We start from the raw sequence: 25405 nt of genomic DNA, 5'->3' as shown, positions 1-25405 counted from the left end.
TATTGATCAGGCAGGTTTTGTTATGGGAGAAAATCTATGATCACACCAGAAGAAAATGAAACGATGACCCGGGTTGGCCCCGGCACACCGGCAGGGGATTTGCTCCGCCAATATTGGCAGCCGGTTGCGGCCGCCGCTCAATTAACCCCTGAAAAGCCGATCATGGCGGTGCGGCGTCTTGGCGAAGACTTGGTTGTTTACCGCGACACCTCTGGCGGGTACGGGCTTGTTACTGAAAAATGCCCACACCGCATGGCGTCCCTTGCGTATGGCAATGTCGATGAAGATGGAATCCGTTGCCCCTATCACGGGTGGAAGTTCGATTGCGCGGGCAATTGCGTGGAACAACCAGCAGAACCCAAAGGCAGCACGTTTAAGGACAGCATCAAACATACTGCATACCCAGTACAAAAATTGGGTGGGCTTTTGTTTGCTTATTTTGGAAAGGGCGAAGCGCCGCCCTTGCCACGGTGGGATGTCTTGGCATGGGAACATGGCAAGCGCTGGGTCCAGGTGCATTCCTTGCTTGAATGTAATTGGCTTCAGGCCATGGAGAACTCGGTTGATCCATCGCATTTGTATTGGTTGCACGGCAAAAGCGCGCATCTTGCAAGCCGTCAGGATCACTACGAAGAAAAACACGATTTTATCGAATTTGATTACGGCATCATGAAGCGGCGCACCACGCCAGGAAAAAACCCGGGTGATGCCCCAGAGATAGATCAGCACCCACTGGTTTTTCCAAATACCTTGCGCCATGTTTTGAAGGACAAGAAAAATGGCAACATCCGCCACAACCTGCAATTCAGGATGCCGGTGGACGATACCCATACCCAGGTTTTTCTGGTGATGTTTGAACCATCCGAGACGGAAAGCTGTTCAGCCGATGATATTGCCCCCATGGAGGCGGTGAATATGCGTGGCGAAGATGGTGATTATCGTATGGACATGGTGTTGGCCCAAGATGCCATGGCGTGGGAAACACAGGGTGGCATTCATGATCGCTCACGGGAAAAACTGGGTGCTGCCGATATGGGGGTCGCCAAATACCGGCACCTGGTTCAAGAACAAATTGCAAAGGTTCTAAGGGGTGAGCCCCCCATGGGCCGGGTTCGTGATGGCGAAGGTGAACAAACCATAGAATTTGAAGTTATCAATGAACGCATTGGCGTCAGCATTCCTGAAAGACAGGGTGCGGCTAAATAATAATAAATTTTTGGAGGGTAACTAACGAATGGCCAAGGCAAAAATACCTGAAGGCACCAAGGCAGACCTTAAAGATTGGAATTGGCAACCAAAGCGCATTGATACCTATGCGGATTGGCAGGCCGAGCAAAACATCCCGATCATCAGCGGTTTCTTTATCTCAGATATTAATACCGCTGAATTGGCCCATTGGGAGCTGAAGGGTGGCCCCGCAGCCTTTGTTATGCTTGAAGGAGCCGGGGGCACCAATGATGCCTATATCTGCGAAATTCCCGCAGGAGGCCAGTTAAAGCCACAAAAGCACATGCACGAAGAAATGGTGTATATCACCCAAGGCCATGGCGCGACCACGGTTTGGCAAAATGATGGCCAGAACAAGCACACATTTGAATGGGGGCCAGGCAGCCTGTTCGCCATGCCCATCAATGCCAATTACCAGCATTTCAATTCAAGTGGATCAGAGCCCGCGCGTTATTACGCCGTGACCAATTGTTCCTTCGTCATGAATTTGTTTCACAGCGTCGATTATATTTATAACAACAACTATGTCTTTAAGGATCGCTTTGATCCCGAAGCGGGGGAATACTTCAACAGCGATCCCGAAATTTATGGTCGCTTTTTCATGACCACCAATTTTGTGCCAGATATCCGGACCCTTGGGCTCGCCGATTACAGCGAACGGGGCAAGGGCAGCACCAACATGAAATTTGATCTGGCCAACAACACCATGGGTGCGCATGTTTCTGAATTTCCGGTCGGCACGTATAAAAAATGCCACCGCCACGGCCCGGGTGCCCATGTCATCATCGTCAGCGGCGAGGGGTATTCCGATCTGTGGCAAGAAGGGGCTGAACACGAACGGGTGCATTGGAAACCGGGCAGTGTTGTGGTTCCCCCAGACCAATGGTTCCACCAGCATTTCAATTCAGGCGCCCAGCCTGCGCGCTATCTGGCCTTGCGCTGGAACAGTTGGCGCTACAATTTCATGAAACAAAAGAACCGTGAAGGCGAAACCTTTACCAGCATCAAGGAAGGGGGCAGCCAGATCGAGTTCGAGGATGAAAACCCAGCCATTCATAAAGATTTTGAAGCAGCGCTTGGGAAGGCTGGCGCAAAATGTACCATGGGAGGGTATCACCCCTGTTGCACCTTTAAGGACGCTGCTGAATAACAATAAAAAAACAAAAAATAAAATATAGAGTACAGGGAATCTCAAGGAGGCCAAGGCAATGCGTAGTTTCACTGGAAGGTTTGCTAAATCCACTGGTTTGCTCATTGGCGTATTGGCCGGGTTTGGTTTGGGGCTGAACGTTGGTCCGGATCAAAGCGCCAATGCTGCCGAATATTATAAGGGCAAGACATTCACCGTGATGGTGGCATCACGCCCGGGTGGGGGCACCGATACCACGGGACGGTTGGTGGCCCGGTTTTGGTCGCGCCACATTCCAGGCACCCCGGACATTGTGGTGCGTAACAAACCGCTTCAGCTAATCGGTGCGAATGATTTAACCCATAAGGTGCGGCCCAATGGCCTGACCGTTGGGGTTTTTGCCGGTGCGGGCAGCCTTGGCCCAGTTGCCAGAAAATCAAGTGCGGTTCGCTATGATCCAACCAAATGGGGGTTTGTGGGGGCAGTTGAGCGCGGGCCTTCGCTTCAGTTGGTCCGCAAGTCTGCGATGAAGAATTTGATGGACCCGAACGCAAAACCCATTGCTATGGGATCGGTTTCATCAGATCGAACCCAGGATGCCATTGCCGTATTTGGTGCAGAATATCTGGGCTGGAACCTTAAATTTGTTCTTGGCTATCCCAATTCCAGTGCGATCTATTTGGCATTTGGTCGTGGTGAAATTGATATGTTTGGTTCCGGCACCACGAAAATTTTAAACCGCTTTATCAATGATGAAGGCGCGGTCCCTGTTTCTGCCCAGACTCGGCGGGCAGATTTTCCGAATGTGGTTACATTTGATGAACTGCTGGGTGCGAAAAAACCCACGGGCGATAAATGGGCCGCATTTCAGGCGTGGACCGGCCCCAGTAACGTTGACAAATATTTCGCGGTGACCAAAGGCACTCCGAAAAATCTTCTCAAAACGCTCCAGGTGTCTTTCAAGGCAACGACGAATGACCCAGATTTTATAAAAGCCGCCCGAAATATATTGGGCACCGGGTATTCAATCTTAAGCCCTGCGGAAACGGCGCGCCTTGTGGCCGGGGCGATCACCATTTCGCCGGGCGCATTAAAGGAAATTGTCCGGCTTCGGAAAAAATACAATTTGCCCAAGGTGTCACGAAAAGCAGCCAAAGTGGTGGCGGTAACGTTTGACAAGGTGCAACGCGGTGGTCGTGTCTTGCTGTTCAAGCACAAGGGGAAGGCCATGAAACTGCGCGTCAGTGGCAGCCGTTCAGAAATCACTTTTTCTGGAAAGATCGCGCCACGATCTGCTTTGAAACCCGGCATGACCTGTTTTGTGAATTGGAAAAAACGCGGCGATCGGGTAGAGGCAAACACGGTGAAGTGTCTGTCAAAGGTGACCTTCGACAAGGTGCAGCGCGATGGGCGTATTTTGCGGTTTAAACACGATGGCAAGAAAATGAAACTGCGCGTCAGTGGCAGCCGTTCAGAGATCACGGTTGCGGGCCAACTTGCAGGTCGGTCCTCTTTGAAGACGGGCATGACGTGCAACCTTAGCTGGGCCAAACGCGGTGATCGGATAGAGGCCCGGAAAGTAATTTGCCCGTGAAGATATTCGGGTATGTTTGTGATCAGGATAATACGTATAAAAAGAGGCAAAAATTATGGATATGATGAAGCACAAGTTTGCTAAACCCACAAGTTTGATCATCGGTGCATTGGCCGGTTTTGGGCTGGGGCTGGTCGCAGGACCGGATCAAAGCGCAAACGCAGCCGAATATTACAAGGGCAAGACCTTCACCGTGATGGTGGCATCGCGCCCCGGTGGCGGCACTGATACCACTGGACGGTTGGTGGGCCGGTTTTGGGCGCGCCACATTCCCGGCACCCCGGACCTGGTGGTGCGCAACAAACCGCTTCAGTTAATTGGTGCAAATGATTTAACCCATAAGGTCCGGCCCAATGGTTTGACCGTTGGGGTTTTTGCCGGTGGCGGTAGCCTTGGCCCCGTTGCGCGTAAATCAAATTCGGTTCGCTATGACCCGACCAAATGGGGATTTGTTGGCTCGATTGAGCGTGGGCCTTCGCTCCAGCTCATTCGCAAATCTGTCCTGAAAAACCTAATGGACCCGAAAGCAAGACCCGTTGCCATGGGATCGGTTTCCACGGATCGGCCCCAAGATGCCATTGCCGTTTTTGGAGCGGAATATCTGGGCTGGAACCTTAAATTTGTTCTTGGCTATCCCAATTCCAATGCAATCTATCTGGCATTTGGCCGTGGTGAAATTGATATGTTTGGGTCAGGCACCACGAAAATTCTGAACCGCTTTATTAAAGATGAAGGTGCAACCCCCATCACGGCTCAGGTGCCTCGATCTGATTTCCCGAATGTGCGTACATTTGAGCAAGTCTTAGGCGACAAAAAACCAACGGGTGTTAAATGGGCCGCCTTTCAGGCATGGACTGGCCCCAGCGTTGTAGACAAGTATTTCGCGCTAACCCAGGGCACGCCGAAAAACCTGATCAAAACACTCCAGGTATCTTTCAAAGCAACTACCGAAGACCCTGATTTCAAGAAAGCTGCATTTAACATTTTAGGGACTGGGTATTCTGTCCTGAGTGGCCCTGACACGGCGCGTCTTGTGGCGAGCGCGATCACCATTTCGCCGGCCGCATTGAAAGAAATTTCCCGGCTTCGGAAGAAATATAAACTGCCAAAAGTATCCCGCAAAGCAGCCCAATTAGTGGCGGTGACCTTTGACAAAGTGCAACGCGGTGGTCGTGTCTTGCGCTTCAAGCACAAGGGCAAGGCCATGAAACTGCGCGTCAGCGGCAGCCGTTCTGAAATCACTTTTTCTGGAAAGATCGCGCCACGGTCCTCTTTGAAACCCGGCATGACCTGTATGATGAACTGGAAAAAACGCGGCGACCGGGTGGAGGCCAATACGGTCAAGTGCCTCTCAAAGGTGACCTTCGACAAGGTCCAGCGTGGGGGCAGAGTTTTGCGGTTCAAACATGATGGCAAAAAAATGAAACTGCGTGTCAGTGGCTCTCGATCTGAAATCACGGTTGCTGGCAAGCTTGTGGGTCGATCTTCTTTGAAGACGGGTATGACGTGCAATATGAGTTGGGCCAAACGTGGTGATCGGGTTGAGGCCCGGAAAGTAATTTGCCCCTGAACAAAAGAGGGTAAACAGACGGCAGGCCAATCTGGCACAACATGGGATGGATTTGGGGTGAAATTAAAATAAATGGTTGAGTCTATCCTTCAGGGGCTGGCTGCTATATCGGCACCAGTCCCCCTTGGTTTTCTTGTTTTTGGTGTTGTTTTAGGTGTGTGGGGCGGGGCTCTTCCGGGTGTCGGTGGTCCAGCCCAGTTGGCTGTTTTGTTGCCCTTTGCCATGTTGATGGAACCCATTAATGCCATTGCATTCCTGATTGGTGTCACCACCGTTGGCAATACAGGGAACACCTTTACATCTGTGCTGGTTGCTGTGCCGGGGGGGTCCGGTGCACAGGCAACGGTGCTGGATGGCTATCCCATGGCACAAAAAGGTGAGGCAAAGCGTGCATTAAGCGCGGCCTTCATGGTGTCCATGTTGGGTGGTTTAATTGGGGCATCCTTGCTGTTTGCTTCGCTGCCCATCATGAAACCATTGGTCAGGAGCTTCGGGTCACCAGAATTATTCCTGTTCACCATCTGGGGGTTGAGCATGATCGGCACCATGAGCGCAGGCGCGCCCATGAAGGGGCTGACGGCAGCCATCTTGGGCGTGATCCTGTCCACGGTTGGCCAGGATGTTAAATCTGGCACCATGCGGTTTGATTACAATACGCCCTATTTATGGGAAGGGATTAGCGTGGTGCTGATTTCGCTTAGCATTTTTGCGGTCCCGGAAATGATCGCCCTTGCCGCTCGTAAAGGGCGCGTTGCTGAGGTCAGTGAACTGGGTGAGAGCGGCATAATCGAGGGCATGAAAGATGCCTTTCGTCATAAATGGCTGGTTTTCCGTTCTGCCTGTATCGGAACGTGGGTTGGTATTTTGCCGGGACTAGGTAGTGATGTTGCTGACTGGTTTGCTTATGCCCATGCAAAGCAGACAGAAAAAAATACCGAAAATTTTGGCAAGGGCGATGTGCGCGGCGTGATTGCGCCAGAAAGTTCCAACAATGCCAAAGAAGGTGGCGCACTGATCACCACCCTTGCTTTTGGCATTCCGGGGTCAACCTCTATGGCGTTGTTGATGATTGCCTTTGTGGCTGTCGGATTAAATCCGGGACCAGAAATGCTCGGCAGCCAAATTCATTATGTCTATGCCATTATTTTTGCATTGGCATTTTCCCAGATTTTAGCTTCAGCAATTTGCTGGGGCATGATTAAGCCCGCCGCTTATGTCTGTTTCTTTCCGTTCTATGTTCTGGTGCCCATTATCGTGGCGCTGTGTTTCTTAAGTGCATTTTCGGCCCATTTTTCCATATCCGATATCATTGCGCTATTAGCGCTTTCGGTGCTGGGCTATTTTATGAAAATAGGCGGCTGGCCTCGCGCCCCCATCGTGTTGGGCTTTGTGCTTGGGCCAAAGGTGGAATTGTATCTTTGGCTTTCCATTGCGCGCTACGACATGGAATGGATATGGCGCCCGGGCGTGATGGCCTTGTTCACAGTGATTGCTATCACCCTTTTGTATCCGGTCTGGAAAGCGTGGCGGCTGGCCCATGTAACCACAGATGAACCGGGGAGGGGCTAAACATGCATTTTAAAGCCACTGACCTGTTTACAGTTTTTATCATTTTGGTGTTGGGCGTGGCCGTCTATACGGCGTCGCATTGGGAACTTCGCGCATCGATCATTGTTTTGTCACTGGGCAGCATGGGCGTGCTTATGGCATCGGCGCAGCTGGTTCTTGATTGTCTGGATAGCAATCGTGATGGCGAACCCAAAAAGCTGGACATGGAATTGCCCACCATCAAAGACACAGACCCCAACAAAACCTTTTGGGGCACGATGGAAATATGGGGCTGGCTGGCGGGTTTGTTCCTGGCCATTCATGTGATTGGCTTGCGCGCCGCATTGCCCGTGTTTGTGTTGGTTTATGCTAAATTCTATGGTGCCAGTTGGCGACTTACCCTTATTCTAACTGCGATGATCACAGCCTTCATTCTTGGTGTTTATGACAACATTATGCACGTCTATTGGCCAGATTCGGTGTTGGGTGATTTGTTGGGATGGGAAGATTAAGCACCAACAATCGCCCGGGGATTAACGGTGTAATCCGGCCTTGATCATGCCCCACAAGGGGGCCAGACAGAGCAACGTTAAAATTGCACCAGTGATGTAAAAGCTCATCTCTATGCCTGCAACTTCCATGATGCCCCCCATGAAAATGGGGATAATCACCGTGGCCAACCGGTTCATGGTGGTACGAAGCCCAACGGCTTGGCCCTGTTTTGCCTCACCGCTTGATTTGGACATGATGGAAATCATTAGGGGTTGGCTCATGCCCATGGTGGTGCCGCGCAGACAAGCAAAGACCATCAACAGGAAAAATGATCCCAGCAACGGCGTCACTGAGATGATCGCGATAGACAGCACAACCGTTGTGAATAATAAAACCGGTGCGTTGAAAATTCTTGTGAGCGGCCGGGCACTGAGCGCCCCAAACCCACCGAAAAATGAATTGGCAGATGACAGCAACCCGATCAGGGTGCCGGTTAATCCAATTTCATTCAGATAAACAACATAAAAAGAAGATTTGATCCCGTTTCCAGAAATGCGGATGAGCGCAATCATCACGACAAAGGCGATAGCCGGGACTGCCAGCATGCGAAACGCATTCACGTAATCTGAAAATTTTGGCAATAAATCGCGTAGGGGAATACGGGCTCGCTTTTCAGGTTTTTGCGCGCCTTTTTCGATTGTTTGCTCTGGCAGAAATTTAGCCGTGGCCCACATGGCAATGCCGGGAATGGCTAAAAAAAGGAATGTTGGCCATGGCCCCAACAGGTCCCAGATCAAGCCCACTGCAATCGGCGCCACAACTGATCCCATGCGGGAGATGAAGCTAAGTCGGCCGGCATGACGGGTGCTGCCTCCCATGACCTGGCCAATCATGGTTTGTGCGCCGATCCAGCCCATGGAAGCGGCAAGCCCGTTCAGCATTTGCAACACGATCAGCGCGGGAATCCAGGGCAGGGCGGGATAAAGGGGTGCCGTGATCATCGCGATGATGGAAAAAAACAGAATAACCCGTCTTGTCCCGATGCGGTCCATCATCACGCCGCCATGGATTGACAGCAAAAGGGGCAGAAAGGATCGTGCGCCAATGACAAGGCCAATGGTTAATGGGCTGGAATCAAGGGCGATCACCCAAAGGGGGACCGCAATGTTCATCATTGAAGACAAGCTGTTGGCAAAAAGCCCCGATGAATAAACCGCCGCCCGCACCTTAAAGGGCAAGCGCTCGCGGTCTGCGGTGGCCGTCATGGGTGTTTTTCCATTCCTGCAATGCCCTTGATGCGATTATTCATTGTTGAATGTGATTTTCCGATAAAAGAATGCAGGAACACACCATGATTCTGAATTTTGTATCCGAAACTCATTTTCCACAATGAAAATCGTGTGTTACAATACGGCAAGCGGAGATGCCGGATGGAAAAGCCGGACAAATAACGGGAGAAAACATTGGCTGATATTATTGGTTGCATGGCTATGTCGCATGGTCCGCAATTGCTGACCCCGCCTGAAAGATGGCCGTCATTGCCGACACGGATCAAGGGTCCCTTTACACCCAAGTCTGGTATTGAGGCGGAATTAACGCCTGAAGTTATGCAGGCTTATGGTAAGCGCTGTGACGCAGCGATTGAGGTGCTTCGCAACAAACTTGCCCAATGGGCGCCAGATACCATTGTTATGGTTGGTGATGATCAGAACGAAAATCTGCGTCATGACAACATGCCACCCTTTACAATTTTTATCGGCGATGAGGTCAATGCGACCTTGAAATATGGCTATACGGGAACCAAGCCCACAGATCAGATGACCCATTACAAGGTGAATGGACCTTTGGCGAGAGAATCAATCGACAAATTGATGGATCATGGGTTCGATCCCTCGTGGTCGAAACAAACCCGCTATGAAGGTGGGCTGGGCCATGCCTTTGGTCGAATTCTAAATTTCCTTTCCCCCAAAGCCGATACGGCAATCGTTCCGGTGATGGTGAATACATATTTCCCACCAGTCCCCAGTTCGCGGCGCGGCCTTGATCTGGGTACGTCTTTGGGCAAAATTATTGCCGAAAGCACGACAGCAGAACGGGTGGTCGTGATCGGTTCTGGTGGCCTCAGCCACACCCAAATTGATGAAGATCTGGATCAGGAATTTATTGCGGCACTGACAAGCAACGACACCGGTTATTTGGGGTCCATGTCCAGAGAAACACTTTCTTCAGGGACATCGGAAATTCTCAACTGGATCGTTGTCGCAGGCGTCGCCGGCAGTGCCGGGTCTATGGTTGATTACGTTCCATGCTATCGCAATGCCGATGGTGTCGGCTGCGCAATGGGATTTGCTTACTGGGATGGCCAGCCAGCCTGATCTGTTATCACACCTTAACGAAACACAAATGACATCCAATAAAAGAACAGGGGACCTCTATGATTATTGATATTCACGCTCACTTCTCCGCACCGGAAAAGCTTTTTGCCTACAAGGCCAATATTCTTGCCAGTCGGGGGCGCAGCCGGGGGGTGGTTAAACTCAGCGATGATGAAATCCTGGGTGCCTTGAACAAAAAGGTCCATGGCGGTAATTCCCATCTTGAGCAGTTGGAAGAAGTTGGTACCGATGTTCAGATTATTTCGCCACGGCCATACCAATTGATGCATTCGGAAAAGCCGGAAAATCTGGTTCATAACTTTACCGAATCCTGTAACAACCTGACGGCGCGTCAGTGTGAATTGTTTCCTGACAAATTTGTTGGCATGGCATCGCTGCCCCAGAACATGGGGGTGGACCCGTCCAATTCACTCGAAGAAATGGAACGTTGCGTCAAGGAACTGAACATGAAGGGTTTCTTGTTGAACCCCGATCCATCCGAAGGCATGGGCGAAGCACCTCCGGGATTGGGTGATGAATACTGGTATCCCATTTATGAAAAATTGGTGGAATACGATATGCCGGTGCTTATTCATGCTGCCGGGTGCCGGTCACATCGCCATGATTACACGTTGAATTTCATCATTGAAGAAAGCATCGCCATCGTAAACGTGCTGGACTCAAAGGTATTCGAAGATTTCCCAAAATTGAAGATGATCATCTGTCATGGCGGCGGCGCCATTCCTTATCAAATTGGCCGTTTCCGTGCGGGCCGAATTAAGCGCAATTCGAAAATTCCTTTCGAAGAAAGTTTCCGCCAGCTTTATTTCGATACTGCCCTGTACACCCCAGATGCGTTGGAAATGTTGTTCCGCTGGGCAGGCACGGATCGTTGCATGTTTGGTACCGAACGCCCAGGGGCCGGCACTGCCAAGGACCCGATCACGGGCACCTGGATGGATGATACAAAGCCTATGATTGACGGCATCGCCAGCTTGACGGCCGATGACAAGAAAAAAATCTTCGAAGACAATGCCAAAGATGTCTTCAATCTGGATTTTTAGGGACAATGGATAGGTAGGGAATAGAATGAACGTAAAAAGCCAAGATCAGGATGGCCGGGAACTGGTTGCCAAATCATGCCGCATGGTTGGCGGTTTGGAATTGACCAAGGCAACCACCGGCCATGTCAGCCAACGATCAGCTGATGGTAAGCATGTTCTGATCCGCGCACGGGGGCCTGATGAAGTTGGGGTGCGTTACACCACAGCCGATGAGGTCATCACCGTGGACCTTGATGGCAAAAAAGTTGGTGGCCCCGATGGGTTGAGCGTGCCCCAAGAGGTCTATATTCACACGGGCCTCTATAAAGCACGCCCAGAGGTGAACAGCGTCATTCATATTCATCCCCCAAGGGTGGTCATTTTCACCATTTGTGAAAAAGAATTTTTGCCACTTTATGGGGCCTATGATCCTTCCAGCGTTTATTTGCTTTTGGAAGGTATCCCGACCTATGGCCGGTCCATCACCATCAGCAACGAAGAACTAAGCAAAGAATTTTGTGCAGCCATGGGACAAAAGAACGTTTGTCTTATGCGGGGGCACGGCATCACCACGGCGGGAGCGACAGTCGAAGAGGCCACCATGACGGCGATCAAGGTCAATGAACTGGCGGAAATGAGCTATCAGGCGCATCTTTTAGGAGACCCCAAGCCAATTCCCGATGAAGACATTGAGCATTTTAAGAAAAGTTTGGCCAAACGGGCGGGTAAACCGTCACCCCACGCCACGGCAGGTTGGCGATATTACGAAAAACTTTCAGGTGCGTAAGCCTTAAGAAATTGAAGGCACAAGAAGGAAGGGACGAGTTATGTTGAACCATGCAGAAAACGAACGCCTGACGAGCGTTGGCCCAGGAACACCCGGTGGTGAATTGCTTCGCCGCTATTGGCATCCCATCGCTGCCGTTGATGATTTAACAGATGAGAACCCGAAGAAAAAAGTTCGGATTCTTGGTGAAGATCTGGTGTTGTATCGCGACGGTAAGGGCCGCTTGGGGCTTATTGAAGAACAGTGCCCCCATCGCAGCGCTTCCTTTCTGTATGGCTTCATCGAAGAAGATGGCATTCGGTGTCCCTATCACGGCTGGAAATTTGACTGCACCGGTGAATGTCTTGAAATGCCGTTCGAGCCCGATGATTCTCCTTTGCAAAAAAGCGTCAAAGCAAAGACCTATCCTGTTGAAGTGCTCTCTGGTCTTGTGTTTGCGTATATGGGGCCGGCACCGGCACCGTTGTTGCCGCGCTGGGATGCTTTGGTTCGCGACGATGTGGAACGGGTCATTCACATCTTGCCTGAACTGGAATGCAACTGGTTACAGGTGATGGAAAATTCCGTTGATCCAACGCACACCTATTTTCTGCATGCCCACAGCCTGACCCTTCAGGGAAAGGATAATGGTGCTTTTCACTATCGCGAAATTAAAGGCATCGATTTTGTGGTGAAGAAAGAATCGAATTGGGCAGGTGTCATCAAGAAGCGCATTTATGAAGGCGAAACATTAGAAGACAATCCCGGTCACCCGGTGATCTTTCCCACAATTTTGCTATTGCCACCCCATCCCAATGTCATGATGCATTTTCGGGTGCCTGTGGATGATACCCATACCCAGATTTTCAGGTGCCAATACACGCCAACCGAAGATGGCAGCAAGGTCCCTATGGATGACATTATCGTCAGCCGTACACCAGATTTCAAAGATGAAGATGGTGAATACCACTTCAAAACCTTTGGGGCACAAGATGCCATGGCGTGGGAAACACAGGGCCCAGTGACGGACCGTGAACGGGAAATTCTGGCAACTGGTGACCGTGGCATCGCTTATTTTCGAAAGCTGTTGCGGGAACAAATTGATGCAGTGGAAGCCGGCCAAGACCCTGTCGGTGTGATCCGCGATCCAGCCCTTAATGAACGGATTGTCATTGAACTGTCAGATCAACAGGGCGAATTCCGGGCCAAGCGAATGGCTGGCAATGCCTAAAGGAACATCAAGGGCGGCAACACGTAAATTGCGGGTTGGGATTGCCGGGTTGGGGGTTGCTTCATCTCAGGTGTTACCAGCATTTCAGGACGGCTTGCCATATGAGCTTGCCGCAGGTGCGGATGTCAGGGCGGATGCATGCCAGGATTTTGAAAGCCGCTATGATCGGCCCACAGAAACTTCCGTCGAAGCGCTTTGTAAACGCGATGATGTAGATGCGGTTTGGATATCCACCCCCAATACGTTTCATGCAGAACATGCGGTGATGGCCGCACGCCATGGCAAACATGTCATTTGTGAAAAGCCGATGGCGGTTAATTTGCGTGAATGTGACCGCATGATCCGGGCTGCAGAAAAAAATGGGGTGCGGCTTCTTCAGGGCCATTCAAAAATCTATCAAGCTCCCATTCGTGCCATCCGTGAAGTCATCAAAAGTGGTCGGCTGGGGGATATGGTCCAAATTCAGGCAATGAATTTTAATGATTGGTTGCAGCGTCCCCGTCTTGCCCCTGAACTCGACACCACCAAAGGCGGTGGACTGGTTTATCGCCAAGGCCCGCATTTGGTAGACATCGTCCGTTTTATAGGTGGGGGCATGGTGCGTTCTGTGCGCGGCATCACCGGGCGTGCGGACAAGCATTTTGATACCGAAGGGCATTTTAATGCGCTTTTGGAGTTTGAAAATGGTGCGGCAGCGACGTTGGCCTTCAATGGCTATGGCTATTTCGACATTACGGATTTGACCTGGGGCATTGGCGAAAGCGGTTATGTGCAATCGGGGGGTCGTAAATTCAACAGCAAACCCCGCTTAAAGGGTGCTGCAAATATGGAACAAAAAAGTTCCGTTGCCGTCCATCGCCAACCAAAAAGAGACCCCAAAAAGCAGCGCCAACCATTTTTTGGGCTGACGGTTGTTTCATGTGTCCATGGGGTTATTCGCCAATCGCCGGAAGGTGTTTTTGTTTATTCCGAAGATGGGTGTGAAGAAATAACCTGCGTTAAAGGCCATGGTCGTGAATCGGAATTGAGAGAACTATCATCGGCGCTGGCTGAAAATCGGAACGTATTTCCAGACGGGCGATGGGGCAAGGCAACCTTGGAGGTCTGCCTTGCGATCATGGCTTCCAGCAAGGATGGACGCACCCGGCGCATGCGCCATCAAATGCCATCTCCATAACAGGTATTTGGTTTTTTTATGAATTTAATAAACACCCTTTCCAGACTTTTTGGTCGGCTGTCCTTGCTGTCGGTTTGGCACCACCTGATTTTCTTTCTGGTGTTCATTGGTGTTGTGATCCCTCTGGTGTTTCTGGTCCTTGGCAGTTTTTCAATGGCGGACCTGCCAACGGATTTCAGCTTCGATACCCTGGGGCTCGATAACTACGAAGAAGTTTGGTGGGACCCGAGCACCTATAAACTGTTCTACAACACGGCTGTTTATGTCACGGGCAGTGTTATTTTTGGTATTACGCTGGCGGCAATGTTGGCGTGGATGGTGGAACGGACCGATATTCCCGGAAAAATGTGGATCTATGCTGGCGTCCCCATGACGCTGGCCATGCCGGGAATGCTTCAGGCCATGGCGTGGGTGCTGCTTTTAAGCCCGCGCATTGGGTATTTGAATGTTTTCTTTGATGATGTCCTGGGGATTGGGCGGATCAATGTTTATTCCCTTGGCGGGATTATTTTTGTCGAAGGCCTGCGTTTGGTGCCCACGGCATTTTTGATGCTTGTACCCTTGTTGCGCTCCATGGACCCTACTTTGGAAGAAGCATCCTTTATGTCGGGTGCAGGGCCTGCATCGACCTTGCGCAAGGTAACCCTCCGCCTGATGGCCCCGGGGATAGTGGCCGTTATTATTTATCAGGCGATGACCGCGCTGGAAGTGTTTGAAGTGCCCGGAGTGCTGGGGTTGCCCGGTGGGATTTATGTCTTCAGCACAAAGGTCTACAGTATCATTAACACACAAAGTGCGCTTCCCGCTTACGGTCAAGCCAATGCTTTATCCATGCTCTATCTTGTGATCGCGGTGGTAACGACATTTTTCTATGCACGCATGATCAGCAAGTCTGAACGCTTTACCATTGTTACTGGAAAAGGGTACCGGCCCAGACTGATGGAGTTGGGGCGTTGGCGTGGGCTAGCGATTGGCTTGGTTGTGTCTTTTCTGGTGCTCTCAGTCCTGTTGCCACTTTTGGTGCTGGTATACACATCGCTGTTGCCATACCTGCAGGAACCGTCATGGGAAGTGTTGGGAAAACTGACCTTCAGGCATTATGTAAAACTCAGCCAAGACCCCATCATCGGGACGGTGTTATGGAACACGTTTTTGCTGGTGGTTATTTCTTCTACGGTGACCACGGTCTTTTCATTCCTGATTTCTATGGTGGTAGTGCGTTCTAAATTCTGGGGCAGGCGTTTGTTGGATCAGCTTTCCTTCATGCCCCATGCCATACCGGGAATTGTCATGGGGGTCGCCTTCATCTGGATGTTCCTGAAGATCGACCAATGGACGTCAATTAACATCTACGGGACGGTCTGGAGCATCTGCATCGGGTTTATCCTGAGCTTCATTGCCTATGGCACCCGGGCCATGAATGCCGCATTGTTACAGCTTCATAAAGAGCTGGAAGAGGCCGCTTACACCAGCGGGGCAACGGTCTGGCGTACCATGCGCAAGGTTTTTATGCCGCTGTTAATGCCTGCCTTGGCCGGGGTGTGGATTTGGGTCATGCTGCATGTGATCCGAATCGCCGGTATGCCGTTGATCCTCTATCAAGGCCCTGAAAATCAGGTTCTGGCTGTGTTAATCTGGAATGAATGGGACCACGGGCACATAGAAATTGTGGCCGCCATTGGCACATTGATGTTGATTGGCCTGTTGCTGATAACCATGGGATTGCGCCTGTTTGGATTTGGCCGTGGTACAAATATCCAGAAAAGTTGATGGCGCAAATAGCCAAGCGGGAAGGAGACTATTAAATGGGATTAAAGATTAATAAGTTATCCGATGCCCTGGGGGCGGAAATCACCGACATAGATTTGTCTGGCCAAGTCGATGATGCAACCCTTGAGGACGTTCGCAATGCCTTGAACGAAAACCTTGTTTTGGTTATTCGCGATCAAGATTTTTCGCCGGGCGAACAGGTTGCCTTCAGCCAACGGTTTGGCGAATTGGTTGTTCGGGTGTCCGGTGAATTTTTGCATCCCGATTTCCCCCCTGTGTTGATCCTGTCTAACGAAGTGGGAGAAGATGGAAAAACTGTTGGCGCCACTTCGGCTTATGCAGGTGATATCTGGCATTCTGATCTGACCTATGCGGAAAGGCCCAGCATGGGGTCTTTGCTGCATGCGTTGCAGGTTCCCGAAAAAGGGGGCGGCGATACGGCATGGGCCAATATGTATACAGCATATGAAACATTGGATGATGAAACAAAGCACAAAATCGATGGCCTGAAAGCCACCCATGTGCGGGACCGCAGGCGCAATTGGCGCGCCACGCCATCAAAGGAATTTGATCGCGATTTAAATGAATATTACAGCATCCCGGTGCCCGATTCCGTCCATCCCGTTGTGCGTACCCACCCAGAAACCGGCCGCAAGGCATTGTTTGTGTCGCCCCGGTTTACTGTCTCTATCGAAGACATGGAAGAAGATGAAGCGCAGCCGTTGCTGGATAAATTGTTTGCCCATCAAATTAGCCCTGAATTTATTTTTCAACATCAATGGCGCAAGGGTGATCTGGTTTTCTGGGATAATCGGGCGACCATTCATCTTGCCTGTGGGGGAATTGTGCCACCGGGCATCCGCCATCTGCATCGGACGTCAATCGGTGGAGATATCCCATTTTAGAATCAAGGAATCATCAAAGGAGTATAGGGGGCTATAATGGCTGAAATTGTTGGTTGTCTTGGAATGTCTCATTCGCCGCAGCTGTTGATGCCCGCGTTGCAATGGGGGGATTTGCCTGATCGTGTCAGGCCACCCTTTAATCCCCCATCGGGAATTGAAAATGAACTGGGCGATGATGTCTTCTTGGCCAAGGAAAAACGCTGCCAAGACGCCATTGCGGCCCTGAAAACCAAACTGGATGATTGGGCGCCCGATGTTGTGGTCATTGTAGGTGATGATCAGGAAGAAAACATACAGGCAGACAACACCCCGCCGTTTACGATCTTTATTGGGGATGAAGCAGATGCGGGTCGTAAATTCCACTATCTGGGCGAAAACCCGGTTGATCAAACAGAACGCTATCCCATGCAGAGCGACTTGGCCCTGGAACTGGTTGATACCTTGATGGATGAGGGGTTCGATCCTGCCTGGTCCCGCCATACCCGGTACGAAGCGGGGCTTGGCCATGCCTTCGGGCGGCCGCTACATTATCTGATGCCCAAACCCAATCCTAACCGCAGGGTTGTTCCGGTCATGTTGAACACGTTTTATGATCCAGCACCAACGGCCGCGCGCTGTTATGATTTTGGGGCTGCCCTTGGGTCTGCATTGCGCCAAAGTGACAAGGCAGATCGCATTGTGGTCATTGCTTCCGGTGGGTTGAGCCACACAAAGATCAATGAAGCACTGGATCAGGCTTTTATCGATGCGTTAGAGCGTTTTGATCCAGATTATTTCAAGGCCATGCCTGCCAGTGATCTGGTTCATGGTACATCGGAATTGCGCAACTGGATCGCCGTTGCGGCCATTGCGGGACAGGGTGCTAAGATGATTGATTACGTGCCGTGTTATCGCAACGCCAATGGCGTTGGCTGCGCCATGGGATTTGCATATTGGGAACAAAAATAACATTAAGGATTTAGGGTAATGGCAAGAGACGCATTGGTGGAACGACTGGAAAAACTGGATGCCTGCACGGTATCTGATGCGCTTGATCGCGTCGGAATTAAGGGCGCAACCCTTGGTATCCGGCCAATGTGGGCGTGTGGCCGCATTTGTGGCCGGGCCGTGACCCTGAAATTGAAGCCCCAAGGCGATGAAAAACCCACCCGCCATCTTGGCACCGAAGCCATCGAAGCGGCAGAGGCCGGTGATGTTTTGGTGATGGAACTGTCCGGGCGCGTTGATGTGCCGGGCTGGGGTGGATTGTTGTCTCTGGCAGCATCAACCAAGGGATTGGCTGGCATTGTCATTGATGGGGCATGTCGCGATATCGACGACAGTGCCGCAGTGAAATTCCCGGTCTATGCCCGGGCTGTGGTGCCCATTACTGCCCGGGGCCGGGTGATGCAGGATACCATCAACGAAGCCATCAACTTTGCCGATATCACGGTAACCCCCGGTGATTACGTGGTGGCAGATGGCAGCGGGACCATCATCGTGCCCCAGGACAGGGCCGAAGAAGTGATTGCCGCTGGCGAGGATATTGCCGCCCGCGAAACGCGCATGGCAGACGCCGTACGCAAGGGCCGGAGCATCGTTGAAATTATGGAAACCGGTGGTTATGAACAAATGCTGGATAATGAGAAAAAAGGATAACGCTTGTGGATGACGTCGTAGAGGGCTTCAAGAAACTTTCATCAGCAGCCGTGTCGGATGCCATGGATAAATTGGGCTTGCATGGCATGGCCCAGGGCATTGGCCCCATAGCCGATGGCCATCACATGGTTGGTCGTGCATTTACCATTAAATATATCCCCGTTGGCGTAACCAAAGGCACCGTCGGTGATTACATCGATGATGTGCCTGAAGGGGGCGTGGTGGTGCTGGACAATGGTGGCCGTCTGGATTGCACGGTTTGGGGTGACATTCTGACAACGGTGTCCAAACAGCGCAATATTGCAGGCACCGTGATCCATGGTGTTTGCCGTGATGTCGCTGGATCACTAGAGGTGGGTTATCCCATCTTTAGCCGTGGACGGTTTATGCGCACCGGTAAAGACCGTGTTCAGGTTGAGGGAACCAACGTGCCAGTATCATTAGGTGATGTTCAGGTGCGCCCCGGTGATATTGTTATGGGCACCGATGACGGCATTATCGTTATCCCACAAGAAAAAGAATCCGAAATTCTTGAAATTGCCGAGGCCGTGTCTGTTGCAGAAGATGGCATTATTAACGAGGTTAAATCCGGCACCCGCCTTGATGAGGCACGGGTTAAACACGGCTATCACCAGTTACAAAGAAAATAGGTTTTATGATGACCCGCAATCTTGATGATTTTCAAAGGCCAGACCCGGCACTTCTTGCACGCGCCCGTGTCTTGCCCTCAGCGACCATTCATGAGGCCATGGGACGCATCGGTGCGTTGCCTGCGATCTTGAAACCGGTGATTCCCGGCATGGTCCTTTGTGGCCCGGCGGTGACGGTGAAGGCCAAGCCGATCAACAACATCAATCTTCACCGCGCCATTTATCGGGCGCGTCCAGGTGATGTTCTGGTTGTTGATGTGGGTGATGGGTATGAAGCGGGATATTTTGGGGAAATCATGGCCCATGCCGCGACCATGTGTAAATTGGGCGGCATGGTTATTAATGGCTGTGTTCGTGATGCTGATCTGTTGGAAGAAATCGGGTTTCCGGTTTTTTCGCGTGGTCTTGCCATTCGCGGAACCCTGAAAGAAGAAGGCGGTGGGGTCAATTTGCCCATCACGATGGGCGATGTCCTGGTGAACCCGGGTGATTTGGTGGTCGGAGACCGCGATGGGGTTGTCGTGGTGGCGCAAGCCAATATTGAAACAGCCCTTGGGGCATCGGAAGCCCGGGAAGCCAAGGAATTGGCGATTATTGAGGATATTAAGGCAGGCCAGCGGACCCTTGATATGTATGGGTGGACGGATGGCACTGGATCATAGAAAATAGGGACAATAAGTAAAAGGGCCGCAAACAAGGCTCTGACACATGGCGGAGACACAACGTGCAAACATGGGTCAATTCCCTGCATTGCCAGGTAGGAAGGAAATAAGATGTTATCAAATGAGATAAATGAGCGTCTGACACGAGTCGGTCCAGGTACGCCGGCTGGCGAAATGTTGCGTCGGTATTGGCAGCCCATTGCTGCTGAGGCTGAATTAACAGAGGAGACGCCTAAGAGAAAAGTGCGCGCCCTTTGTGAAGATCTGGTTTTATTTCGCGACGGCCGGGGTAATCTTGGCCTGATTGAAGAACAGTGTTGCCACCGCAGCGCATCACTCCTTTATGGCTTTATTGAAGATGATGGTTTGCGCTGTGCCTATCACGGCTGGAAATTTGATTGCTCTGGCGAATGTATCGAAATGCCATTTGAAGACGACGACGCCCCCAAAAATCTGAATGCGCGTCAAAAATCCTATCCGGTTCAGGCCATGGGCGGTGTGATCTTCACCTATATGGGCCCGGGCGATCCACCTTTGCTGCCGCGCTGGAATAATCTGTTGCGCGAAGATGGGGTGCGTACGGTGTTCATTTTGCCAGAGTTAGATTGCAACTGGTTGCAGGTGATGGAAAATTCTGTTGATCCAACCCACACCTATTATCTTCATGCGCACACCCTTGTTCTTAAAGGGAAGGGCGCATCGGGTTCGTATTATTATCGTCCTATTGAAAAAGTAAATTTTGATATCGTCAAGGAAGATGGCTGGTGCGGTGTAACGAAACAGCGCATCTATGGTGGCGATGATGCAGAACAGGAAGTTGGCCACCCGCTGGTTTTCCCAAACATGCTGTTGTCACCACAACGTGAACATCTGGTAATGCATATGCGCCTGCCGGTTGATGATACCCATACCCAGATCATTCGCTATCAGTTTACACCAAACGAGGATGGTTCACCGGTGCCCCAGCCCGATGTGGTGCCCTTTGAAAATGTGCCACCGTTAACGGATGAAGAAGGCGTTTACCACATGAACAGCTTTGCATCCCATGATGCCATGGCATGGGAAAGCCAGGGGCCCATTACGGATCGCAGCCGTGAAAATCTTGGCGTGGCCGATAAGGGCATTGCACTTTACCGCCAATTGCTTCGTGAACAGATTGACGAAGTGGAGGCCGGCAATGATCCTTATGGCACCAGAAGAGACGATGCCCATAATGACATTATCAAAATGGAAGTCTCAACTGGACAGGCCCGTGTTGCTAAAGCTTCGAAGTCAGAAAAAGTCGAAGCCTGACAGATTGTGTCAGGCTTCGGTCTGATTAAAGAACAGCGATAATTTCAAGCTGCAGGTGCAGGCGTTTGGGTATGTCTGCGGTTAAGACATGGCGCACAGGACGGCTTTTGGCGTCTGGAAACATTTTTACCCATTCCGGGTTGAGGTGTTCGCGAACGGCTTTGTCACGAACATAAACAGTGACCTTGGCGATATCATCTGTGCTGCCGCCTGCGGCTTCCATGGCAAGGCGAATATTGGTGAACGCATTGGCCACCTGATCAGCCGCATCTTCTGGAACGTCTCCGCTTTCACCATTGCGTCCACTAATGCCCCCTGAAAACACCATATCGCCAACGCGTACTAGAGCAGGTATGGGGTTGTCTCCATGGGACCCCAGTGCGGGAACATCAATTACTTCACGTTTTGCCATTGGTTTTCTCCTGTTTTGAAAAATGTTGATTAATGGCGAATGCCGAGTTTAAGCCCAGACAGCATTGGCGGTAGCTAAAATTATACCCTGAATTTTAGGCCTAGAAGGCATGGCTTGTCGATACGGGGTATTTGACGTGTCTGCATCTAGGCCTTAGTTTATAAGGAATAATGGGCTGGAAAGGCCGTCATTAGGGAGTACAAACGTGACCGAGAAAAAACCGTCTTCATTGGCGAATGATCCCGAATCTGTGTCTTATAAAAAGCCACCGCAGTATTTTTTCGAGTGGCAAAAGGATGAAGGCATTCCCATCCATGAAACCTTCTATATGGAAGATTTGGGTAAGGCCGAGCTGGCACCATGGGATCGTTTTGGCGGCAATGGCTGTTTCGTCAATCTGACAGATTCTTTTTTGATGGGGTCTTTCGTTCTTGAAATTCCCCCGGGCAAGTCACTAAAAAAAATACACCATATGTTCGAAGGCACGGTCTATGTCGTCAGTGGCCGGGGCGAAACGGTAATCGAACAAAAAGGATGCGATCCCCAAACCATCGAGTGGCAGGAACGCAGCCTCTTTGCGCCGCCGCTTAACACCACCTATCAACATCGCAACCTTGATCCAGATCAGCCAGCCAGATTATTGGTGGTGAACAATGCGCCGCTGGTCCTAAGCCTTTATCATGATGAAGACTTTGTCTTTGGAAATGATCATGCCTTCACCAAACGCTATAAAGGCGAAGAAACCTTTTTTGATGGCGTGCCTGAATATCTTGGCAGTCGTCTGTCGCGGGTGAACTACATTCAGGACCTTTCCGAATACGAACTTTATAATTGGGAATTGCGTGGCAAGGGTGCCAGAACCGCTTTCATGTCGGTTTCTGACAACACCATTGCGGCCCATGTTTCCTCGTTTGAAGTTGGCACCTACAAAAAGGCCCACCGCCATGGCGCAGGCGCCCATGTGGTGATGCTGGACGGGGAGGGGTATTCCCTGTTGTGGAAAGATGGCGAGCCGCGCAAACGGGTTGAATGGCATGCAGGCACGATGTTCGCACCCCCGGAATGGGCGTGGCATCAACATTTTAATACAGGTGATAAACCAGCGCGTTACCTTGCCATTCGCAATAACAATCCAGAACATCCCGTGCGTATGGGGTTGCCAGGGTTTCGACATATTGTCGATGGCAAGACCCAGTTCGGTGAAACGCAAATTGAATTTGATCAAGAAGACCCCGTGATTTATGCGGAATATGCAGCGGAACTGGCAAAAAAGGGCGTGAAAATTCGCCAGGAAATGCCGGGCAAAACTCAGAATTAAAACCAGAATTAAATGAGGGAGAGATTCTATGAATCAGAAATTGACGCGCAACATTCGTCGTACTACCGGTGCTGTCATTGCAGGGCTTTTGGTGGCTGGGTTGTCTGCGCCTTTGATGGCCGCAGAATTGCCAAATGCCACCAAGAAAATTCTCAAAGAACTGAAATTGGATGCCAGCATCCTTAGCGGTCTGGATAAGGAAATGAAGGTGCCCAAAGCCTGGGTCGATGGCGCACGCAAGACAGGAAAATTGCGCATCCATTCATCGTGGTCAAATTCTGAATTTGTGGCTATGTCGGCGCCGTTTCGGGAACGCTATCCCTTTATCAAGATCAAGTATTCCAGGCCAAAGCGTAATGATCGCGCCATCAAGCCTTTGATCGCCTTGAAAACCGGGCGCTATATCACTGACATCGTCAATGGTTTGGGCGGAAAGGTGTTTTTGTATTACAAAGATGACCTTCTGGCCGATCTGCGTGAGCTACCCAATTCCGCCAACATTCCTGCTGGCATGATGGATAAAAAGGGGCGTTGGGTTGGTGTTCGGTTGCGCTATTGGTGTGCAGCGTACAATACCAAAAAGATTAAAAAGGCAGACCTTCCCAAAACATGGGGCGATTTATTGACCATGCCGGCCCTTCGCAAGGGTAATCTGGCGCTGGCCAATCGGCCGAACCAATGGGTTGTCAATCTGTGGTCGGCCAAAGGGCCTAAATGGACCACAAATTTCCTGAATGAATTGTTCACGAAAGTAAAACCACAGCTGCGCAAGGAAGGCACCAGTGCACTGGTAGGCTTGTTGGTTGCGGGTGAATTTAATATGTCCATCAGTGCGGCCCCATTCCGGGTCCAGGAACGTCAGGAATTGGGCGCACCCGTTGGGTTCCATTGCCCAGACCCGGCACCGGTTTCAATTACAGAATCATCTATTTTGAAAGGTGCGCCCAATATTGATGCCGCCAAATTGTACATCAACTGGGTGCTCAGCAAGGAAGGCCAGATTGCTAAATACTCGGCCGACCGCGCCACGCCCATTCACAAAGACCTGATTAAAATGGCCCGGTTCCGTCCCCTTGGGGGCGAAGGCCAATCGGGCAACAAGGTCGCCATGCGCGGCCCGAAAGAAGCCCTGATGCTGCCCGATCTTTACAAGGTGTGGGGGCCACTTTGGGATGGCCACAGCGGGATCAAATATACGGTTGTCACGACCAAGATATTGGCCAAAAAGCGTGGCGGTCGTTTTCTTGAGATCAAGGTTGGTGGCAAAACCCATAAGGTTACCGTCAGTGGTCGACGGACCAAGATCAAGGTCGGGGGAAAGAATGTTTCCAGAAAGAAAATCAAAGTTGGCATGACGTGCGCCATCAATTATCCCGGCCATAAAGGCGAAGCAAAAACGATCGTCTGTCCATAAAAAGACTGTCCATAAAAATTAAGGAGTGGCTCGTAAAAAGCCAAAAGCACCATGGTAGATAATTTTAATGCGCGTTCATCTGGCGATGATGCAACCAAGGAATTTGTTCGTCCCAAGCCTTTTTATGATGCCTGGCAGGAACGCGAGGGTATCCCCAGTTATGAAACATTCCATGTCAACAATTTGATGGATGTGGAACTGGGCCGGTGGGATCGCATGGGCGTTGATGGTGCTTTTTTAAATCTGGCTGATCCGTTTATTTCGTCGTCAATCATTCTGGAATTGAAACCCGGCGAACAGACCCAACCGATCAAGCATATGTTTGAAACGTGGGTATTTGTCATCAAGGGAAAGGGTGATACCCTGATCTGCCAAGAGGGTACCAAAGATCAGGTTGTGCCCTGGCAAACCCAATCCCTGTTTGGCCCCCCCCTGAACACCACCTATACCCATCGCAATACGGATTCAGAAGAACCTGCACGCCTCTTGATGGTGACCAATGCGCCGTTGACGATGAACCTCTATCACAATGAACAATTCATCTTTGATAACAAGTTCACGTTCGATGATCGTTACAGCGGCGAACAGGGATATTTTAATCCAGATTTCGAAGTGATGGGCCAGCGCTACGCCCGCACCAATATGGTCAAGGACATCCGGGAATTTTATCTTCATGAATGGAAGGAACGGGGCAAAGCTGCGCGTTCTGTATTTCTGTCCATGAGCCACCACACCATCGGGGCCCATGTTTCCGAATTTGAACCGGGAACCTATAAAAAGGCACACCGTCACGGCCCGGGTGCCCATGTCATCATTTTACAAGGTGAGGGCTATTCGCTGAACTGGGCCGAAGGTGATGAACCAAAACGGGTGGACTGGTCTGAAAACGCAATGTTTTCACCCCCTGACATGTGGTACCACCAGCACTTTAATACCGGGAAAGGGCCAGCACGGTATCTTGCATTGAAAAGCAAGGGCGCACCGGAACACCCGATCCGCATCGGCGCACCGGGGCCAAATACGGATCCCGATTTCGCCAAAGATCATCAAATTGAATATGAAGATGAATCCCCCGAAATTTATGAAGAATTTCTGGAGTCGCTTAAAAAGAATGGGGCAGAAATTCGGCAAGATCGACCAAAGTATAACAAATCCTGAACCCCGGATTTCTCAAACGAGCATAGGGAGGCC

23 protein-coding genes are annotated in these 25405 nt (G+C 50.9%); 21 read left to right on the top strand and 2 right to left on the bottom strand.

What is annotated here, in order from left to right; genetic code table 11:
• Positions 1 to 36: 36 nt before the first annotated feature.
• The 6 genes from HOJ08_10915 to HOJ08_10890 all read left to right on the top strand — a co-directional run bounded on the left by HOJ08_10915 (position 37) and on the right by HOJ08_10890 (position 7580).
• Positions 37 to 1206: an aromatic ring-hydroxylating dioxygenase subunit alpha gene (locus HOJ08_10915; GenBank protein ID MBT5673939.1), complete on the top strand. Its 1170-nt coding sequence runs from the start codon at positions 37 to 39 to the stop codon at positions 1204 to 1206.
• Between the two features lie 28 nt (positions 1207 to 1234).
• Positions 1235 to 2377, top strand: a complete 1143-nt coding sequence (locus HOJ08_10910) for a cupin domain-containing protein (GenBank protein MBT5673938.1) — start codon at positions 1235 to 1237, stop codon at positions 2375 to 2377.
• Positions 2378 to 2435: 58 nt separating this feature from the next.
• Positions 2436 to 3950, top strand: a complete 1515-nt coding sequence (locus tag HOJ08_10905) for a hypothetical protein (GenBank protein ID MBT5673937.1) — start codon at positions 2436 to 2438, stop codon at positions 3948 to 3950.
• A gap of 55 nt (positions 3951 to 4005) precedes the next feature.
• Complete coding sequence (locus tag HOJ08_10900; protein MBT5673936.1) at positions 4006 to 5520, top strand: hypothetical protein; 1515 nt, start codon at positions 4006 to 4008, stop codon at positions 5518 to 5520.
• 72 nt (positions 5521 to 5592) lie between these two features.
• Positions 5593 to 7089: a tripartite tricarboxylate transporter permease gene (locus tag HOJ08_10895; protein ID MBT5673935.1), complete on the top strand. Its 1497-nt coding sequence runs from the start codon at positions 5593 to 5595 to the stop codon at positions 7087 to 7089.
• Positions 7090 to 7091: 2 nt separating this feature from the next.
• Positions 7092 to 7580, top strand: coding sequence for a hypothetical protein (locus HOJ08_10890; GenBank protein ID MBT5673934.1), 489 nt, complete (start codon positions 7092 to 7094; stop codon positions 7578 to 7580).
• Positions 7581 to 7601: 21 nt separating this feature from the next.
• Here HOJ08_10890 and HOJ08_10885 read toward each other — a convergent pair whose 3' ends face one another.
• A complete protein-coding gene (locus HOJ08_10885) occupies positions 7602 to 8825 on the bottom strand; it encodes an MFS transporter (protein MBT5673933.1) in 1224 nt (407 codons plus the stop codon).
• A gap of 198 nt (positions 8826 to 9023) precedes the next feature.
• Between HOJ08_10885 and HOJ08_10880 the strand changes: the two genes are divergently transcribed.
• The 12 genes from HOJ08_10880 to HOJ08_10825 all read left to right on the top strand — a co-directional run bounded on the left by HOJ08_10880 (position 9024) and on the right by HOJ08_10825 (position 21070).
• Positions 9024 to 9935 carry a hypothetical protein gene (locus HOJ08_10880; protein MBT5673932.1) on the top strand — a complete coding sequence of 304 codons (912 nt, stop codon included), beginning with the start codon at positions 9024 to 9026 and terminating at the stop codon, positions 9933 to 9935.
• A 59-nt stretch (positions 9936 to 9994) separates the two neighbouring features.
• A complete protein-coding gene (locus HOJ08_10875; GenBank protein ID MBT5673931.1) occupies positions 9995 to 10999 on the top strand; it encodes an amidohydrolase in 1005 nt (334 codons plus the stop codon).
• 25 nt (positions 11000 to 11024) lie between these two features.
• Complete coding sequence (locus HOJ08_10870; protein ID MBT5673930.1) at positions 11025 to 11765, top strand: class II aldolase/adducin family protein; 741 nt, start codon at positions 11025 to 11027, stop codon at positions 11763 to 11765.
• Positions 11766 to 11805: 40 nt separating this feature from the next.
• Positions 11806 to 12975, top strand: coding sequence for a Rieske 2Fe-2S domain-containing protein (locus tag HOJ08_10865; GenBank protein MBT5673929.1), 1170 nt, complete (start codon positions 11806 to 11808; stop codon positions 12973 to 12975).
• A complete protein-coding gene (locus HOJ08_10860; GenBank protein ID MBT5673928.1) occupies positions 12968 to 14152 on the top strand; it encodes a Gfo/Idh/MocA family oxidoreductase in 1185 nt (394 codons plus the stop codon). The genes HOJ08_10865 and HOJ08_10860 overlap by 8 nt, the downstream gene beginning before the upstream one ends.
• An 18-nt stretch (positions 14153 to 14170) precedes the next feature.
• The gene (locus tag HOJ08_10855) at positions 14171 to 15922 is read left to right on the top strand and encodes an iron ABC transporter permease (protein MBT5673927.1); all 1752 of its coding nucleotides are present in this window, start codon (positions 14171 to 14173) and stop codon (positions 15920 to 15922) included.
• Positions 15923 to 15957: 35 nt separating this feature from the next.
• Positions 15958 to 16827, top strand: a complete 870-nt coding sequence (locus tag HOJ08_10850; protein ID MBT5673926.1) for a TauD/TfdA family dioxygenase — start codon at positions 15958 to 15960, stop codon at positions 16825 to 16827.
• A 36-nt stretch (positions 16828 to 16863) separates the two neighbouring features.
• The gene (locus HOJ08_10845) at positions 16864 to 17775 is read left to right on the top strand and encodes a hypothetical protein (protein ID MBT5673925.1); all 912 of its coding nucleotides are present in this window, start codon (positions 16864 to 16866) and stop codon (positions 17773 to 17775) included.
• Positions 17776 to 17793: 18 nt separating this feature from the next.
• Positions 17794 to 18465 carry an RraA family protein gene (locus tag HOJ08_10840; GenBank protein MBT5673924.1) on the top strand — a complete coding sequence of 224 codons (672 nt, stop codon included), beginning with the start codon at positions 17794 to 17796 and terminating at the stop codon, positions 18463 to 18465.
• Positions 18466 to 18470: 5 nt separating this feature from the next.
• Positions 18471 to 19115, top strand: coding sequence for an RraA family protein (locus tag HOJ08_10835; GenBank protein ID MBT5673923.1), 645 nt, complete (start codon positions 18471 to 18473; stop codon positions 19113 to 19115).
• A 5-nt stretch (positions 19116 to 19120) separates the two neighbouring features.
• Positions 19121 to 19777 carry a 4-carboxy-4-hydroxy-2-oxoadipate aldolase/oxaloacetate decarboxylase gene (locus tag HOJ08_10830; GenBank protein MBT5673922.1) on the top strand — a complete coding sequence of 219 codons (657 nt, stop codon included), beginning with the start codon at positions 19121 to 19123 and terminating at the stop codon, positions 19775 to 19777.
• 174 nt (positions 19778 to 19951) lie between these two features.
• Entirely contained in the window at positions 19952 to 21070 is a 1119-nt protein-coding gene (locus tag HOJ08_10825) for a Rieske 2Fe-2S domain-containing protein (GenBank protein ID MBT5673921.1), read from the top strand.
• Positions 21071 to 21095: 25 nt separating this feature from the next.
• On the opposite strand, the gene HOJ08_10820 is transcribed toward HOJ08_10825, so the two are convergent.
• Positions 21096 to 21482, bottom strand: coding sequence for a RidA family protein (locus HOJ08_10820; GenBank protein ID MBT5673920.1), 387 nt, complete (start codon positions 21480 to 21482; stop codon positions 21096 to 21098).
• A 205-nt stretch (positions 21483 to 21687) separates the two neighbouring features.
• Between HOJ08_10820 and HOJ08_10815 the strand changes: the two genes are divergently transcribed.
• Genes HOJ08_10815 through HOJ08_10805 form a run of 3 tightly spaced genes read left to right on the top strand, consistent with a single transcriptional unit; the run spans position 21688 to position 25372 of the window.
• Positions 21688 to 22800 carry a cupin domain-containing protein gene (locus HOJ08_10815; protein MBT5673919.1) on the top strand — a complete coding sequence of 371 codons (1113 nt, stop codon included), beginning with the start codon at positions 21688 to 21690 and terminating at the stop codon, positions 22798 to 22800.
• Between the two features lie 28 nt (positions 22801 to 22828).
• Complete coding sequence (locus HOJ08_10810; GenBank protein ID MBT5673918.1) at positions 22829 to 24214, top strand: extracellular solute-binding protein; 1386 nt, start codon at positions 22829 to 22831, stop codon at positions 24212 to 24214.
• Positions 24215 to 24265: 51 nt separating this feature from the next.
• A complete protein-coding gene (locus HOJ08_10805; GenBank protein MBT5673917.1) occupies positions 24266 to 25372 on the top strand; it encodes an ethanolamine ammonia lyase-activating protein in 1107 nt (368 codons plus the stop codon).
• Positions 25373 to 25405 lie beyond the last annotated feature (33 nt).

This window comes from Rhodospirillales bacterium, from assembly GCA_018666775.1.
In the GTDB taxonomy this organism is placed as follows: domain Bacteria; phylum Pseudomonadota; class Alphaproteobacteria; order SMXQ01; family SMXQ01; genus JABIXC01.
Note: the sequence above shows the minus strand (reverse complement) of the source record. Positions and strands in the feature narration are given on the sequence as shown.

Bases quoted from the DNA above. Each gene is read 5' to 3' on its own strand.
- HOJ08_10825 (MBT5673921.1), top strand. From the start codon at position 19,952: ATGTTGCGTCGGTATTGGCAGCCCATTGCTGCTGAGGCTGAATTAACA.
- HOJ08_10900 (MBT5673936.1), top strand. From the start codon at position 4,006: ATGGATATGATGAAGCACAAGTTTGCTAAACCCACAAGTTTGATCATC.
- HOJ08_10840 (MBT5673924.1), top strand. From the start codon at position 17,794: ATGGCAAGAGACGCATTGGTGGAACGACTGGAAAAACTGGATGCCTGC.
- HOJ08_10830 (MBT5673922.1), top strand. From the start codon at position 19,121: ATGATGACCCGCAATCTTGATGATTTTCAAAGGCCAGACCCGGCACTT.
- HOJ08_10905 (MBT5673937.1), top strand. From the start codon at position 2,436: ATGCGTAGTTTCACTGGAAGGTTTGCTAAATCCACTGGTTTGCTCATT.
- HOJ08_10915 (MBT5673939.1), top strand. From the start codon at position 37: ATGATCACACCAGAAGAAAATGAAACGATGACCCGGGTTGGCCCCGGC.
- HOJ08_10860 (MBT5673928.1), top strand. From the start codon at position 12,968: ATGCCTAAAGGAACATCAAGGGCGGCAACACGTAAATTGCGGGTTGGG.
- HOJ08_10855 (MBT5673927.1), top strand. From the start codon at position 14,171: ATGAATTTAATAAACACCCTTTCCAGACTTTTTGGTCGGCTGTCCTTG.
- HOJ08_10890 (MBT5673934.1), top strand. From the start codon at position 7,092: ATGCATTTTAAAGCCACTGACCTGTTTACAGTTTTTATCATTTTGGTG.
- HOJ08_10805 (MBT5673917.1), top strand. From the start codon at position 24,266: ATGGTAGATAATTTTAATGCGCGTTCATCTGGCGATGATGCAACCAAG.
- HOJ08_10885 (MBT5673933.1), bottom strand. From the start codon at position 8,825: ATGACGGCCACCGCAGACCGCGAGCGCTTGCCCTTTAAGGTGCGGGCG.
- HOJ08_10850 (MBT5673926.1), top strand. From the start codon at position 15,958: ATGGGATTAAAGATTAATAAGTTATCCGATGCCCTGGGGGCGGAAATC.
- HOJ08_10820 (MBT5673920.1), bottom strand. From the start codon at position 21,482: ATGGCAAAACGTGAAGTAATTGATGTTCCCGCACTGGGGTCCCATGGA.
- HOJ08_10865 (MBT5673929.1), top strand. From the start codon at position 11,806: ATGTTGAACCATGCAGAAAACGAACGCCTGACGAGCGTTGGCCCAGGA.
- HOJ08_10810 (MBT5673918.1), top strand. From the start codon at position 22,829: ATGAATCAGAAATTGACGCGCAACATTCGTCGTACTACCGGTGCTGTC.
- HOJ08_10870 (MBT5673930.1), top strand. From the start codon at position 11,025: ATGAACGTAAAAAGCCAAGATCAGGATGGCCGGGAACTGGTTGCCAAA.
- HOJ08_10910 (MBT5673938.1), top strand. From the start codon at position 1,235: ATGGCCAAGGCAAAAATACCTGAAGGCACCAAGGCAGACCTTAAAGAT.
- HOJ08_10895 (MBT5673935.1), top strand. From the start codon at position 5,593: ATGGTTGAGTCTATCCTTCAGGGGCTGGCTGCTATATCGGCACCAGTC.
- HOJ08_10875 (MBT5673931.1), top strand. From the start codon at position 9,995: ATGATTATTGATATTCACGCTCACTTCTCCGCACCGGAAAAGCTTTTT.
- HOJ08_10845 (MBT5673925.1), top strand. From the start codon at position 16,864: ATGGCTGAAATTGTTGGTTGTCTTGGAATGTCTCATTCGCCGCAGCTG.